This window comes from Wohlfahrtiimonas sp. G9077, assembly GCF_002252155.1.
GTDB lineage: Bacteria > Pseudomonadota > Gammaproteobacteria > Cardiobacteriales > Wohlfahrtiimonadaceae > Wohlfahrtiimonas.
This window is the reverse complement of sequence record NZ_NEFD01000004.1, coordinates 1-12,950: the sequence shown is the minus strand read 5'-3', so window position 1 is coordinate 12,950 and position 12,950 is coordinate 1. Positions and strand designations below refer to the sequence as shown.

Annotated in this window: 15 protein-coding genes; 2 read left to right on the top strand and 13 right to left on the bottom strand. The window is 42.5% G+C overall.

Annotated features, from left to right (window positions below):
• Positions 1 to 12: 12 nt before the first annotated feature.
• The 9 genes from rpsJ to B9T20_RS06155 form a co-directional block, all read right to left on the bottom strand.
• Positions 13 to 324, bottom strand: coding sequence for a 30S ribosomal protein S10 (rpsJ, locus tag B9T20_RS06195; RefSeq protein WP_008315931.1), 312 nt, complete (start codon positions 322 to 324; stop codon positions 13 to 15).
• A gap of 64 nt (positions 325 to 388) precedes the next feature.
• Positions 389 to 1,579: an elongation factor Tu gene (gene tuf / locus B9T20_RS06190; protein ID WP_094489853.1), complete on the bottom strand. Its 1,191-nt coding sequence runs from the start codon at positions 1,577 to 1,579 to the stop codon at positions 389 to 391.
• Between the two features lie 89 nt (positions 1,580 to 1,668).
• Positions 1,669 to 3,762: an elongation factor G gene (gene fusA, locus B9T20_RS06185; protein ID WP_094490286.1), complete on the bottom strand. Its 2,094-nt coding sequence runs from the start codon at positions 3,760 to 3,762 to the stop codon at positions 1,669 to 1,671.
• Between the two features lie 104 nt (positions 3,763 to 3,866).
• Positions 3,867 to 4,337: a 30S ribosomal protein S7 gene (gene rpsG / locus B9T20_RS06180; protein WP_026165725.1), complete on the bottom strand. Its 471-nt coding sequence runs from the start codon at positions 4,335 to 4,337 to the stop codon at positions 3,867 to 3,869.
• A gap of 57 nt (positions 4,338 to 4,394) precedes the next feature.
• Positions 4,395 to 4,769, bottom strand: a complete 375-nt coding sequence (gene rpsL, locus B9T20_RS06175) for a 30S ribosomal protein S12 (RefSeq protein WP_008316370.1) — start codon at positions 4,767 to 4,769, stop codon at positions 4,395 to 4,397.
• Positions 4,770 to 4,865: 96 nt separating this feature from the next.
• Positions 4,866 to 5,642, bottom strand: a complete 777-nt coding sequence (gene fdhD, locus B9T20_RS06170) for a formate dehydrogenase accessory sulfurtransferase FdhD (RefSeq protein ID WP_094490285.1) — start codon at positions 5,640 to 5,642, stop codon at positions 4,866 to 4,868.
• A gap of 32 nt (positions 5,643 to 5,674) precedes the next feature.
• On the bottom strand, positions 5,675 to 6,700 hold the full coding sequence (locus B9T20_RS06165) for a hypothetical protein (protein ID WP_094490284.1): 1,026 nt from the start codon (positions 6,698 to 6,700) through the stop codon (positions 5,675 to 5,677).
• Complete coding sequence (locus tag B9T20_RS06160; RefSeq protein WP_233491621.1) at positions 6,697 to 7,536, bottom strand: PilW family protein; 840 nt, start codon at positions 7,534 to 7,536, stop codon at positions 6,697 to 6,699. Before B9T20_RS06160 ends, B9T20_RS06165 begins: the two co-directional genes overlap by 4 nt.
• The gene (locus tag B9T20_RS06155) at positions 7,496 to 7,693 is read right to left on the bottom strand and encodes a prepilin-type N-terminal cleavage/methylation domain-containing protein (RefSeq protein WP_094490283.1); all 198 of its coding nucleotides are present in this window, start codon (positions 7,691 to 7,693) and stop codon (positions 7,496 to 7,498) included. The genes B9T20_RS06160 and B9T20_RS06155 overlap by 41 nt, the downstream gene beginning before the upstream one ends.
• A gap of 53 nt (positions 7,694 to 7,746) precedes the next feature.
• On the opposite strand from B9T20_RS06155, the gene dinB reads away from it, so the two are divergent.
• Positions 7,747 to 8,802 carry a DNA polymerase IV gene (dinB, locus tag B9T20_RS06150; RefSeq protein WP_094490282.1) on the top strand — a complete coding sequence of 352 codons (1,056 nt, stop codon included), beginning with the start codon at positions 7,747 to 7,749 and terminating at the stop codon, positions 8,800 to 8,802.
• Here dinB and B9T20_RS06145 read toward each other — a convergent pair.
• From B9T20_RS06145 to B9T20_RS06135, 3 genes are all read right to left on the bottom strand, one after another.
• On the bottom strand, positions 8,799 to 9,365 hold the full coding sequence (locus B9T20_RS06145) for a TetR/AcrR family transcriptional regulator (protein WP_094490281.1): 567 nt from the start codon (positions 9,363 to 9,365) through the stop codon (positions 8,799 to 8,801). The two genes, dinB and B9T20_RS06145, sit on opposite strands and share 4 nt — an antisense overlap.
• Positions 9,362 to 10,564: a multidrug effflux MFS transporter gene (locus tag B9T20_RS06140; RefSeq protein WP_094490280.1), complete on the bottom strand. Its 1,203-nt coding sequence runs from the start codon at positions 10,562 to 10,564 to the stop codon at positions 9,362 to 9,364. The genes B9T20_RS06145 and B9T20_RS06140 overlap by 4 nt, the downstream gene beginning before the upstream one ends.
• 118 nt (positions 10,565 to 10,682) lie before the next feature.
• Positions 10,683 to 11,210 (bottom strand): GNAT family N-acetyltransferase, encoded by a 528-nt coding sequence (locus tag B9T20_RS06135; protein WP_094490279.1) that lies wholly within the window; start codon positions 11,208 to 11,210, stop codon positions 10,683 to 10,685.
• Between the two features lie 333 nt (positions 11,211 to 11,543).
• Here B9T20_RS06135 and B9T20_RS06130 point away from each other — a divergent pair, with 333 nt between their 5' ends.
• Positions 11,544 to 12,755 (top strand): integrase arm-type DNA-binding domain-containing protein, encoded by a 1,212-nt coding sequence (locus B9T20_RS06130; protein WP_094490278.1) that lies wholly within the window; start codon positions 11,544 to 11,546, stop codon positions 12,753 to 12,755.
• Positions 12,756 to 12,862: 107 nt separating this feature from the next.
• Here the strand turns inward: B9T20_RS06130 and B9T20_RS10080 are convergent.
• Positions 12,863 to 12,950, bottom strand: an 88-nt coding sequence (locus B9T20_RS10080) for an integrase core domain-containing protein (RefSeq protein WP_148138449.1), incomplete at its 5' end; no start/stop codon positions are given.

The following is a 12,950-nucleotide window of genomic DNA, read 5'->3' as shown; positions in this document are numbered from 1 at the left end:
CAATAGGCTAAATTAGCCTAATTTGATCTGAACATCAACACCAGCTGCCAAGTCAAGCTTCATTAAAGCATCAACTGTTTTTTCAGTAGGATTGATAATGTCCATTAAACGCTTGTGCGTTCTTAATTCGTACTGATCACGCGCATCTTTGTTAACGTGCGGAGAGATCAATACTGTAAAGCGTTCAGTTTTTACAGGTAAAGGGATTGGACCCTTGATTTGTGCACCTGTACGCTTAGCTGTTTCAACGATTTCTTTAGCGGATTGATCGATTAAACGATGATCAAATGCTTTCAAACGAATACGAATTTTTTGGTTTGTCATTCTCTAAATCTCAAAATGATACGCCCCATGATAGACAGGGCGTATACTAGTTAAATTGATCCAATTACGCGATGATTTTAGCTACAACGCCAGCACCAACAGTACGGCCACCTTCGCGAATTGCGAAACGTAAACCTTCGTCCATTGCGATTGGGTTGATCAATTCAACAACCATCTTGATGTTGTCACCAGGCATAACCATTTCTACGCCTTCTGGTAATTCAACAGCACCAGTTACGTCAGTTGTACGGAAGTAGAACTGTGGACGGTAACCTTTGAAGAATGGAGTATGACGGCCACCTTCATCTTTAGACAATACGTAAACTTCAGCTTCAAATTTAGTATGAGGCTTGATTGAACCTGGTTTTGCTAATACTTGACCACGTTGTACTTCTTCACGTTTTGTACCACGTAAAAGAACACCCACGTTATCACCAGCTTGACCTTGATCCAATAATTTACGGAACATTTCAACACCAGTACAAGTTGTTTTCATTGTTGGTGTAATACCAACGATTTCCAACTCTTCACCCACTTTAACAATACCAGCTTCGATACGGCCAGTTACAACTGTACCGCGACCAGAGATGGAGAATACGTCTTCGATAGGCATGATGAATGGCTTATCGATGTCACGTTGTGGTTCAGGGATATAAGTATCTAAAGCTTCTACTAATTTGATGATTGCAGGTACGCCGATTTCTGATTCGTCGCCTTCTAATGCTTTCAATGCAGAACCAACGATGATTGGAGTATCATCACCTGGGAAATCGTAAGTGCTTAACAAGTCACGAACTTCCATTTCAACCAATTCGATCAACTCAGCATCATCAACCATGTCTGCTTTGTTCAAGAATACAACGATGTATGGAACACCTACTTGACGAGACAATAAGATGTGTTCGCGAGTTTGAGGCATAGGACCATCAGCTGCTGAACATACCAAGATAGCGCCGTCCATTTGAGCAGCACCCGTGATCATGTTTTTAACATAGTCCGCATGTCCAGGACAGTCAACGTGAGCGTAGTGACGGCCTTCTGATTCATATTCTACGTGTGATGTAGAGATTGTAATACCACGTGCTCTTTCTTCTGGCGCTTTATCGATTTGATCGTATGCTTGAGAAGCACCACCGAAACGATCTGCACCTACTTTTGTTAAAGCAGCAGTTAAAGTTGTTTTACCATGGTCAACGTGACCGATTGTACCCACGTTTACGTGTGGTTTACTACGACTAAATTTTTCCTTAGACACAATATCACCTCAATTGTTAAAGAATGAATGAAAATAGCGCTATATTATAGCGCTATTTTTTATGTTTGCAAATCTAAAATGAATTTAGATTAGCCTTGATTTTTCTTAATTACTTCATCTGTAATGTGCGAAGGTGCTTCTTGATATTTCGCAAATTCCATAGAGTAAGTCGCACGGCCTTGTGTTGCAGAGCGAAGTGCAGTTGCGTAACCAAACATTTCAGATAATGGAACTTCAGCACGGATCAATTTAGAACCGTATGCATCATCAATACCTTGTAAGTTACCACGACGACGGTTCAAGTCACCCATTACATCACCTAAGTAATCTTCTGGTGTTTCAACTTCAACTTTCATCATTGGTTCTAACAATACAGCGCCTGCTTTACGAGCACCTTCTTTGAAGCCCATAGAACCTGCGATTTTGAACGCCATTTCGTTGGAGTCAACTTCATGGTAAGAACCATCGAACAATGTTACTTTAACGTCAACCACTGGGAATCCTGCAAGAACACCATTTTCCATTTGTTCTTGGATACCTTTATCAACCGCAGGAATGTATTCTTTAGGAACAACACCACCCACGATTTGGTTAACGAATTCGTAACCTTCACCCGCTTCTCTTGGCTCAATACGTAACCATACGTGACCGAACTGACCGCGACCACCAGACTGACGAACGAATTTACCTTCTTGTTCAACAGATTTTCTGATTGTTTCACGGTAAGCAACTTGTGGTGCACCTACGTTACATTCAACCTTGAATTCACGTTTCATACGTTCAACGATAACTTCTAAGTGAAGCTCACCCATACCACCGATGATCGTTTGACCAGATTCGTGGTCAGTAGATACGCGGAATGATGGATCTTCTTGCGCTAAACGAGACAACGCGATACCCATTTTCTCTTGGTCGCCTTTTGTTTTTGGCTCAATGGCAACAGAGATTACTGGCTCAGGGAACTCCATACGCTCTAAAACGATGAGGTTTTGTTGATCACATAAAGTGTCACCAGTTGTTACATCTTTCAAGCCTACGAATGCAACGATGTCACCTGCGCGCGCTTCAGAAATTTCTTCACGGTTGCTTGAGTGCATGCGGTACATACGGCCGATACGTTCACGTTTACCTTTCACAGAGTTGTAAACAGAGTCACCGTTTTTAACAACACCAGAGTAAACACGTACGAATGTTAAGTTACCGTGTGGATCGTTCACGATTTTAAATGCCAAACCTGCAAATGGTTCTTCATCACTTGAGTGACGAACTGCTGGTTCACCATTGTCTAATGCGCCGTTGATCGCTTCGATGTCTGTTGGTGCAGGTAAATAACGAATCACGTTATCTAATACACATTGAACACCTTTGTTTTTGAACGCTGTACCGCACATTGCAGGTACAATTTCAGAGTTCAACGTACGGATACGTAAACCTTTGTAGATTTCTTCGATGGTCAATTCACCTTCTTCAAGGTATTTTTCCATCATTTCTTCTGAACATTCAGCAGCCGCTTCGATCATCGCTGTGCGATATTCTTCAGCTTGTTCTTTTAAATGCTCAGGAATGTCTCTGTATTCAAATTTGAGGCCTTGGCTTGCTTCGTCCCAATAAACTGCTTTATTGATCACTAAGTCAATCACGCCTTCAAAGTTTTCTTCAGCGCCAATTGGAATTTGAACAGGCACAACGTTTGCACGTAAACGCTCTTTCATTTGTTCCATTACGCGGAAGAAGTCAGCGCCTGTACGGTCCATTTTGTTAACGAACGCCATACGTGGCACTTTATATTTGTTTGCTTGACGCCATACAGTTTCTGACTGAGGCTGAACACCACCCACTGAACAGTAAACCATTACCGCGCCATCGAGAACACGCATAGAACGTTCAACTTCGATTGTGAAGTCAACGTGTCCCGGAGTATCGATCAAGTTAATCAAATGTTCTGGGAACTGATTATCCATCCCTTTCCATGAACATGTTGTTGCAGCAGATGCAATGGTAATACCGCGCTCTTGCTCCTGATCCATACCATCCATAGTCGCAGTACCTTCGTGTGTTTCACCGATTTTATGGGTACGACCTGTATAGAATAAAATACGTTCAGAAGTTGTTGTTTTACCAGCATCGATGTGAGCACTAATACCGATATTACGATATCGATTAATTGGCATTGTACGAGCCATATCTTTTCCCTTCTATATTAGACAAATAAATATCTTAAAAATGACGATGCGGCACTACCTTGCTGATAGCACCGCATTACATTCATACTAAATAAATCACGCGACTACCAACGGAAGTGAGCAAACGCTTTGTTTGCTTCTGCCATTCTATGTGTATCTTCACGTTTTTTCACTGCAGCACCACGGCTTTCTGCAGCATCTAATAATTCTGCCGTCATTCTACGTGACATTGATTTTTCCGAACGTTTACGTGCAGCATCAATGATCCAACGCATTGCCAATGTATCGCGACGAACAGCACGAACTTCGATTGGCACTTGATAAGTTGCACCACCTACACGACGAGATTTAACCTCAACCTTCGGACGTACATTCTCTAATGCTTGTTCTAATACAGCCATAGGATCTTCATGACCCTTCTCTTTAATACCATCTAAAGCGCCGTATAAAATACCTTCAGCAACAGCCTTCTTACCAGAAACCATTACCATGTTCATAAATTTCGCCAACGTTTTGCTACCATAAACGGGATCTGGCAAAATATCACGTTTTGGGACTTCTCTTCTTCTTGACATGAGATACTCTCAATAAATACTAAATCCTAACTAAAAAGGCCTTTCATAGAATATCAATTATTCCTTAGGCTTCTTAGCACCATATTTCGAACGTCCTTGACGACGTTTCGCAACACCTTGTGCATCTAATGCACCACGAACTGTGTGGTAGCGAACACCTGGAAGATCCTTAACACGACCACCGCGTACTAATACTACGCTGTGTTCTTGTAAGTTATGACCTTCACCACCGATGTAGCTAGACACTTCAAAACCGTTCGTCAAACGCACACGACAAACTTTACGTAACGCTGAGTTTGGTTTTTTTGGTGTCGCTGTATAAACCCTAGTACATACACCACGGCGCTGAGGACAGCTTTGTAATGCAGGTACGTCAGATTTGTCAGCTTTTACCGAGCGTGGACGACGCACTAACTGATTTACTGTTACCATTAAAATTCAATCCTATGATTATAAAAATTATACATAAGCAAATCTTGGATATAACTATCCAAAGATGGGAAATTTTATAAGACTGTATAGAAAGTGTCAAGTTGCATAATGATTTACGCGCCCCTTTCGTGCAAAGCCCCAAAGGGAAAGGTGATATTTTTTAGCCATCAAGACCGCTTTATCAGTGGGTGCCGACATGGTGATCAACGTTGGCACTCTGGCTGCAATTGTTTTTTGGACAATCTCAAAACTCGCCCTTGAGCTCATTAAGATGATGACATCTTGATGATTTCGCGCCATTTTCATCAATGCGCCAATCAATTTATCTAATGCCACATGGCGCCCGACATCTTCACGCGTCAGTAGAATATTTCCTGCATGATCACACAAAAATGCGGCATGAGATGCGCCCGTCATTTGCCCATAATGTTGGCACGCTTGACTCTCTTTTAAGAGCGTTTGGATCAATGAAAAATGAATCGGTTGCCCTGCTGTTAAAGGCGATAAGGTTTTTTCCACCAAGGATAAATTTTCAACACCACAGACGCCACAACCTGTGCGTGCGCTCATTTGGCGTTTGCTGCCTTCTAAGCGGCTCATTAAAATGGGGTCAATCTCAATGCGTAACTCAATGCCATGCGGCGTATTGACCACATCCACACCCAAAATTTGAGCGACATCTTGAACGATCCCTTCAGTTAAGCTAAATCCATACGCTAAATCTTCAAGATCAATGGGCGTACACATCATCACCATATGAGCGATGCCGTTGTACACAAATTGAATGGGCTCTTCACTGATCAACAGATCCTCTTTTTCAAGGCATTCTGATTCAGTATAGGTCACCATGTTGCACTGTTTAACCGCATCCATGCTGTTTTCCCTTATAAATATTGGTCATTCTATCACTCAACAAAAACATAACGCACCCTCTTTTGTGCACGGCACCCCACTTGCCATTGGCCATCAATAATCCAAGGCATACGTTGCTCACAAGGCTTGATAATCATCGGCGTATGTTCTGACAACTCACGTTCTGTCCGAATCACGCCAATGACATCCTCACCATAAAATGTCTCTCCATCTAAATATACTGCCATCAATGCGCGTTCATGAGATGCACTGAGCGTCAACCAAATCACATCATCGGCCACTTCAATGTGCTGTGGCTGCCAAGTAGGAATGATCAAAGACCAATTTGCCAAATGTTGTTCATTAGGACGATTGATGATCAAGCGCCCTTCCCCAAAATGATTCACACGCCGAATGCTGTCTTGATGCATCTTTCCTAAGGTGACCTGATCAAAAGGCAGCACAAGATGTTCAAGCATCCAATCTTTCTCCATTTGCCACAATAATACAGCTTCATAATGATCATCCATCACGCGAAAACGCTGCCAACGCAAAATATCCGCATCATGCTGTGGCAAAGCGATGCTCGATGTTCGATCATCCATCAAGATCACCAATTGCCAGCCGTCATCTGTCCTCTCAATATCAATGTCATGATCATGCGTTTCGATGCGCTTCTGCCAATGCTCCGCTTTAGGAATCATCACATTCACCTGTAAAGGCAATGGCCAATCGGCTTCTTTGAACCAAAGGTAAGCCGCATCCTGTCCATAACCACATTCATTGGGCAACTGCCATTGACTGATCCATATGCGCTCACTGGCTTGCCAAATCAGCGCATCAGCATTTGGCGATACAATTTCATTGCAATGAGGCCACAATGGCAGCTCATGATCTTCTCTTCCCCAATCCATTTGACTGTTTTGCAATAATTTTTGCCGGCTGAGCATGGCACGCTGCGTCAAATCAACATCATCAATGTATTGACGATGCACAATGAGCACCAAACTGGCCAGCAGATAAAAAGCGGCCGCTAAAATTAAAACAATGACTAAAATGCTGCCTGTTTGCCGTTTCATAAATTCAATAACCGAATGGAAAGATCTTTAGGCTCCGCCGCCAAGTCTCCTTGAATGTACAAGGTCATCTCTAACAACTGCGATGCTTGCAATGCATGCAAAACCAACCCTTCAATGCCATAAAAACGCATGTGATTTGCACCATCTAAAAAATTATGCACCAATTGATATTGCCCATTTTCATAAATCACATAATAAAGATCATGGTTGACTTTGTAATACTGTATGTAGCGCTCAGCATCGAATGTGCGCTGAATCTGATGCATCGTGTCTGGCAAAACGTAAACCGCGCCCTGTCCTTCGCGGCGATAACGCCCTGTGACCACATGACGACAATCGGTGGCCAACAATACGCCTTCTCTTGTGCCACGCAATGTTTGATCATTGATCACAACACCATGCTCGACCATTAATGGCGTCAAATGTGTCAATTCTAAAGCATCAAACCCCGCTAATGACTTGATGTTTGCATCGAGCGGCCAATCACGAAATTGTGTATTCGCTGATACCATCTTTTTTGTCCCAACATCCAACGGCAGCATCGAGCGATGCAATTGAACTTTAGGCGTTGGCAAATCGAGCCATTCAGGATGTGGACATAAAGGATCAAAAATGGCATCGCCCAAATTTTGCCGCAGATAACTTGCCGCTTCCACATAATCTTGTAGGCGCTCATATCGGCGCATCTCTTGATGACTGCTTTGCGACAATACCATCCACACAGAGACAAATCCCACAATTAAAATGAGCCCCATCGACATGCCCACCATCAATTCTGTTAAGGTAAAGCCTTGATCACGCCGCATGATGCTCGCCAAATGCGCGATCAAACGCATTTTCCTCCATCAATAACTGTTCTTCTAAAGTGCTGAGTTCTTGATTACGCACCATCAGCGTCATATGATGACGATATGCGAGCGCGGCAATGGCAATGATGATCACCATCGCCATCAGCACTTCTATCAACAAAAAGCCTTTTGCGGAGTGTCTCATGATGTCAGCCTCCTTAATTAACAGTTCTTAAATTTTATATTCATAGACTTACCATGACAAGAAAAATTCTCCATGTGGATATGGATGCTTTTTTTGCTCAAGTTGAGCAGCGTGATCACCCGCATTATCGTGGGCGACCTTTAGTGGTGGGCAGTCCTGAGCGGCGCGGCGTCATTGCTGCGGCAAGCTATGAAGCACGTCAATTTGGCGTGCATTCTGCAATGCCCTCAAGCATTGCCCAACAAAAGTGTGATCATTTAATCTTTGTATCGCCGCGCTTTGAGGTGTATCGTGAAGTTTCCATGGCCATTCGCGCCATCTTTGCGCGCATCACGCCATTGATTGAACCTCTATCATTAGATGAAGCCTATTTAGATGTGACGCATAATTCAATGCATGAGCCAAGCGCCACGCAATTGGCACAAACAATCCAAACCTTGATTTTAGAAGAGCTCAATTTAACGTGCTCAGTTGGTGTTTCTTATAATAAATTTTTAGCGAAAATGGCATCCGGCATACAAAAGCCCTTTGGCATCACAGTGATCACCCCAAAGCATAGCCAAGCATTTTTAGAGACGCTGCCGATTGCAAAATTTTATGGCGTCGGCGAGCAAACCACCAAAAAGATGCATGCCCTTGGGATTTATAACGGCAAAGATCTCAAAGCCCGCAGCCGCGAAGAGTTAAAGCTCCATTTTGGCAAAGCTGGGGAGACTTATTATCAATGTGTGCGCGGACAAGATGATCGGCCAGTGGAGCCTAATCGCCCCACAAAATCAGTGGGTGCAGAACAAACCTACACAACTGATTTAATTGAGCAGCATGACATTGCAGAGGCGATTGATGAGATCATCCACATTCTATTACCGCGTCTCATGCGCGAGCATTTTCATGGTCAAACACTTGTGCTGAAAGTGCGCTTTGCAGACTTTACAATCATGACGCGCAGCAAAACCTTCTCCACACCCATTCCGCATGATGCTAAGCTGCTCACCGCATATTTTTGGCAACTGTTTGCCCTGCTGCCCAAAGCCCCCATTCGCTTAATGGGCTTAACGTTACAGAGTGAGCAAGAAGGCTTTATGCAGCAATTGTCACTGTTTGATTAAACGCGCAATGCCAACTCAAACCATCGCCAAGTTGCTGTTAAGCGCTTTTGATAACGCTCAATGCCACCGAATAACAGCTCTGTTTGTAACCCATCCACCATCGCCATATAGTTTGCAGTGATTAGCGCTATGCTCACAGATGCATTTGTATGCCACGTTGATGATTCAATCGCCGCATGAATGATCACTTCCAATTCATCCATAAAGCATTGCATGTGCCCAATGACTTCATCACGCAGATGCACAGGCGGCGCATACAGATTACGCAGCCAAAAGCGCACATGATAACTGCTCTCAAAGCGAGTCGAAATGCTCTCTAAATATGCATACAAAGCAGGTTTAATGGCGTCATTTTGCGTCATCACTGTCCGAACATAATCAAGCTCAGATTTAATCAAAATGGGTAATAGACTTAAAAACAATTCATCTTTACTGCTGAAATGAGCATAGATGGAGGATTTTTTAATCCCCACATCTTCAGCCAATTCATTCATGCTGGTGCCCTCAAATCCTTGAGTGGCAAAACGCATCAATGCAACTTCTTGTAATTTCGCGGCGGTCACGCAGTTTTATCCTGACTGGCAAATATAAAAAGGATGCCCATTAAACCACAAATTCCAATTGCGAAGGGCAATACGCTAATGCTTTGTGCAAATAAGCTCACCACATACCCCATCAATGCTGGCAATAAATATTGTAATACACCCATCACAGCAGAGACCGCACCGGCTTGAGGGCCACCATAATGCATGGTCAATGCTGTGACGTTCCCAAGCACAAAGCCTAAGGCGCTGATTGCCCCTGCCAATAATAATGCATAAGGCACAATCGAAAGCGTCATCGATTGCGTCAAAATAAAGAGCAACAATGCAAAGCCTGTGTGCATCGCCATCCCAATCATCAATAAACGACGGGCAGACAATCCCTTCACTAATAAACGATTAGCAACTGCGCCAAAAATCACCAATCCTGCTGAGTTTAATGCAAATAGATAACTAAAGTGCGTAGCGCTCAATGCAAAATGTTCGCGGAAAATAAAGGATGAGCCGCCCACATATAAAAATAGTCCACTCATGGCAAAGCCTGAGGCCATCGCGTAACACATAAATGTACGATTGGTGAATTGTCCGCCATATGTTTTGGCAATCGCTTTTAGATTTAATGGCGTGCGTTTTTCAATGACTAAAGTTTCTGACACTTGTTGCCAAGCCCATAACAGCGTTATGCCGCCAATGATGGCAATGATGTAAAAAATGACGCGCCATTCCCCAAAGCCTAAAACAAAACCACCGAGCATCGGCGCTAAAATTGGGCCCAACATCATGGCATTCATCAACAGTGAAAACACGCGCGCAGAGTCTTTTAAATCACATGTGTCCGACACAATGGCACGCGGCGTCACAAGCCCAGCAGATGCACCAATGGCTTGAATAAAACGAGCAGCTAACATCCATTCCACATTCGGTGCCAATGCACTTAAAACTGAACCGATGATGAAAATCACAATGCCAATCAATAATGGCAAGCGGCGACCATAACGATCCAGAAGCGGACCATACAAGCCTTGCCCAATCGCCAATCCTGCTAAAAAGATGGCGAGGGTTTGTTGCACTTTACCTGAGGAGATTTGAAAATCAGAAGCGATGTCTGGCATCGCGGGGAGGTACATGTCAATCGCCATTGAATCAAGAGCGGTGAGCAGCGCCATCAGCATGATTAAAGATGCTGTAATGATGCGCGTTTGAGTCTGTTGAGTATTCATACAATCCATTTTATGCGTGTGGGCAATGCCCAAAGAAATAAACCTACCGACCGGTAGGTTTGAAAGTTGAGTACTATAGTGGAACGCTGAACATTAAGCAATGTGCTTGACCAAATATTTAGTCGGCCACAGGCTCTAGCGGCGTTGATAATATCAATTGATACAATGCCAAATCCAACCAACGCCCAAATTTAAACCCCACTTGCGGCAAAAGACCCACAGACTGAAATCCCAAAGCTTGATGTAGGCCAATACTTGCGGCATTATCGGCATCAATGCAGCCCATCAATACATGAATTTCTGCCGCTTTTGCCGCTTCAATCAATGCCCGCATCAAACGTTTACTGAGCCCTTGCCCACGGGCACTGTGATGAATATAGATGCTGTGTTCCATCGTATATTGATAAGCAGGATACGCACGAAAATGTCCCCATGTGGCAAAGCCAAGCAATTGCCTAGCCTCATTGACCGCGCCTATGATCGGTGCATTCAGCGCTGATTTTTGCTTAAACCATGTTTGCATGTCTTGCATCGTGCGCGCTTGATACTCATACAAGGCGGTGGAGGTTAAAATGGCTTCGTTAAAAATCTCTAAAATCGCCGCCGAATGTTCGTGCTCTGTGCAATCAATGAGGGAAATGGTCATAATGATTCCTTTATGGGCAAAGGAATATTTGTAACGTTATTTGGCGATCCATTCAATCCTAAACATCAATTGACCACTGAGATGTCCATAGAAAATTTTCAGCAACAAAAAAGCCCTTGCTAAATAAGGGCTTTTCGGTGTTTTTTGGCGGAAGCAGCATCGAACGAATATACGTCCTAAATAATCTAACCACAGCCAATACAATATAGTATTTATGCGGTGTTTGAAAGATACATCATAAAATATTGTCTAGGATTATCCACTAAAATCCATTAGAATCTACAAATAATAAGGGTACGGATAAGGGTACAGAATTTTACAGGATGATAATTTATGGCTAGGACTGTTACACCGCTTACAGTGGCGAAAATCAACAACGCAAAACCTAAAGATAAGCTTTATCGCTTATTTGATGGTAATGGCTTATGCCTAAAAATATTAAGCTCAGGCTCTAAAATTTGGGAGTATCGCTTTAAGAATCCGATCACAGAAAAAGAAGATACATTCATCATAGGCGATTATCCTTTAATCTCATTATCAGAAGCTCGTATCATCCAAACAGAAAAGCGAAGCATGGTAGCCAAAGGTATTGATCCAAAAATCAAAACTAAATCTCAATTATTTAAGGATCTATTCCCTGAATGGTTTAACCTTTGGAGTACAGGCACAAAACACAATATAGCGACTGAATCCGTTATACAGCGTTATATCATGCCTATATTGAAAGATTATGATGTAAGCAAGATTGAACCACCTCAAATCGTTAAGGCGCTCAGAGAGCTAGAAAAAGCGGATAAGCTCGATACATTACTTAAAACTAAATCAGGCTTAAAATTGATGTTTGATTATTTAGTTGCTGAGGGATATATCAAATACAATCCAGTCATTCAGGTAGCAACCTCGATATTCAAAAAGCCAAAAAAATCGCATCATAGAAGATTAGAGAATAATCAGATCTATTTAATTCATGGCTTTTTTAATTATGAGGGCGTTAGCCCTATGATCCGTTTATGTACTCAATTCCTCATGAGAACCGCTTTAAGAGCTAAAGAAGCTTGTACGCTCAAATGGGATTACTATGACGAAGTAAATCAATTAATGATTATCCCTAGTGAGAATATGAAAGTTAAAGATGGTAATGACCATATCATTCCACTATCAAGCCAATTAATTGAGATTTTGCACACGCTCAAAGAGATAACAGGCGATTATGAATATATTTTCATGAATGCTGAATTTACAGATCACATTAATACAGAAGCAACCACCAACGCCATGAAACAGCAAAAAATCCCAACTTCTACACATGGATTTAGATCATTGGCTTCAACAATTATTAATGAGGGATCATTATTCCGCTCAGGGGCGATTGAAGCATGTTTGGCTCACAGAGATAAAGACACAATCCGAGCCATATACAACAAAGCAAAATACTTACAGGAAAGAAGAGAAATTCTTCAATGGTGGTCTGATTTTATTGATCAATGCGACACAGAAGAAAACAACCTTTTAACACTTCAAAAATACGATATTTTAAGCATATAGATTAGGATTATAAATCATGACAATTCTAGATAACATTCAAGATTATTTTACAATTAATGATGCTGTACGGTAATCCTCCCATAAATAACCGAAGTTAAAAGTAGAGGTTAAGCAGCCATTAAAGGTGGTCGTCCTTGATTAGCTTGGTGTGGCCTTTCATGATTATAATGCCAAAGCCATTGAGTTGCATAATCT

Bases quoted from the DNA above. Each gene is read 5' to 3' on its own strand.
- rpsJ (WP_008315931.1), bottom strand. From the start codon at position 324: ATGACAAACCAAAAAATTCGTATTCGTTTGAAAGCATTTGATCATCGT.
- B9T20_RS06130 (WP_094490278.1), top strand. From the start codon at position 11,544: ATGGCTAGGACTGTTACACCGCTTACAGTGGCGAAAATCAACAACGCA.
- B9T20_RS06165 (WP_094490284.1), bottom strand. From the start codon at position 6,700: ATGAAACGGCAAACAGGCAGCATTTTAGTCATTGTTTTAATTTTAGCG.
- fusA (WP_094490286.1), bottom strand. From the start codon at position 3,762: ATGGCTCGTACAATGCCAATTAATCGATATCGTAATATCGGTATTAGT.
- B9T20_RS06135 (WP_094490279.1), bottom strand. From the start codon at position 11,210: ATGACCATTTCCCTCATTGATTGCACAGAGCACGAACATTCGGCGGCG.
- fdhD (WP_094490285.1), bottom strand. From the start codon at position 5,642: ATGGATGCGGTTAAACAGTGCAACATGGTGACCTATACTGAATCAGAA.
- rpsL (WP_008316370.1), bottom strand. From the start codon at position 4,769: ATGGTAACAGTAAATCAGTTAGTGCGTCGTCCACGCTCGGTAAAAGCT.
- rpsG (WP_026165725.1), bottom strand. From the start codon at position 4,337: ATGTCAAGAAGAAGAGAAGTCCCAAAACGTGATATTTTGCCAGATCCC.
- B9T20_RS06160 (WP_233491621.1), bottom strand. From the start codon at position 7,536: ATGCGTTTGATCGCGCATTTGGCGAGCATCATGCGGCGTGATCAAGGC.
- dinB (WP_094490282.1), top strand. From the start codon at position 7,747: ATGACAAGAAAAATTCTCCATGTGGATATGGATGCTTTTTTTGCTCAA.
- B9T20_RS06140 (WP_094490280.1), bottom strand. From the start codon at position 10,564: ATGAATACTCAACAGACTCAAACGCGCATCATTACAGCATCTTTAATC.
- B9T20_RS06155 (WP_094490283.1), bottom strand. From the start codon at position 7,693: ATGAGACACTCCGCAAAAGGCTTTTTGTTGATAGAAGTGCTGATGGCG.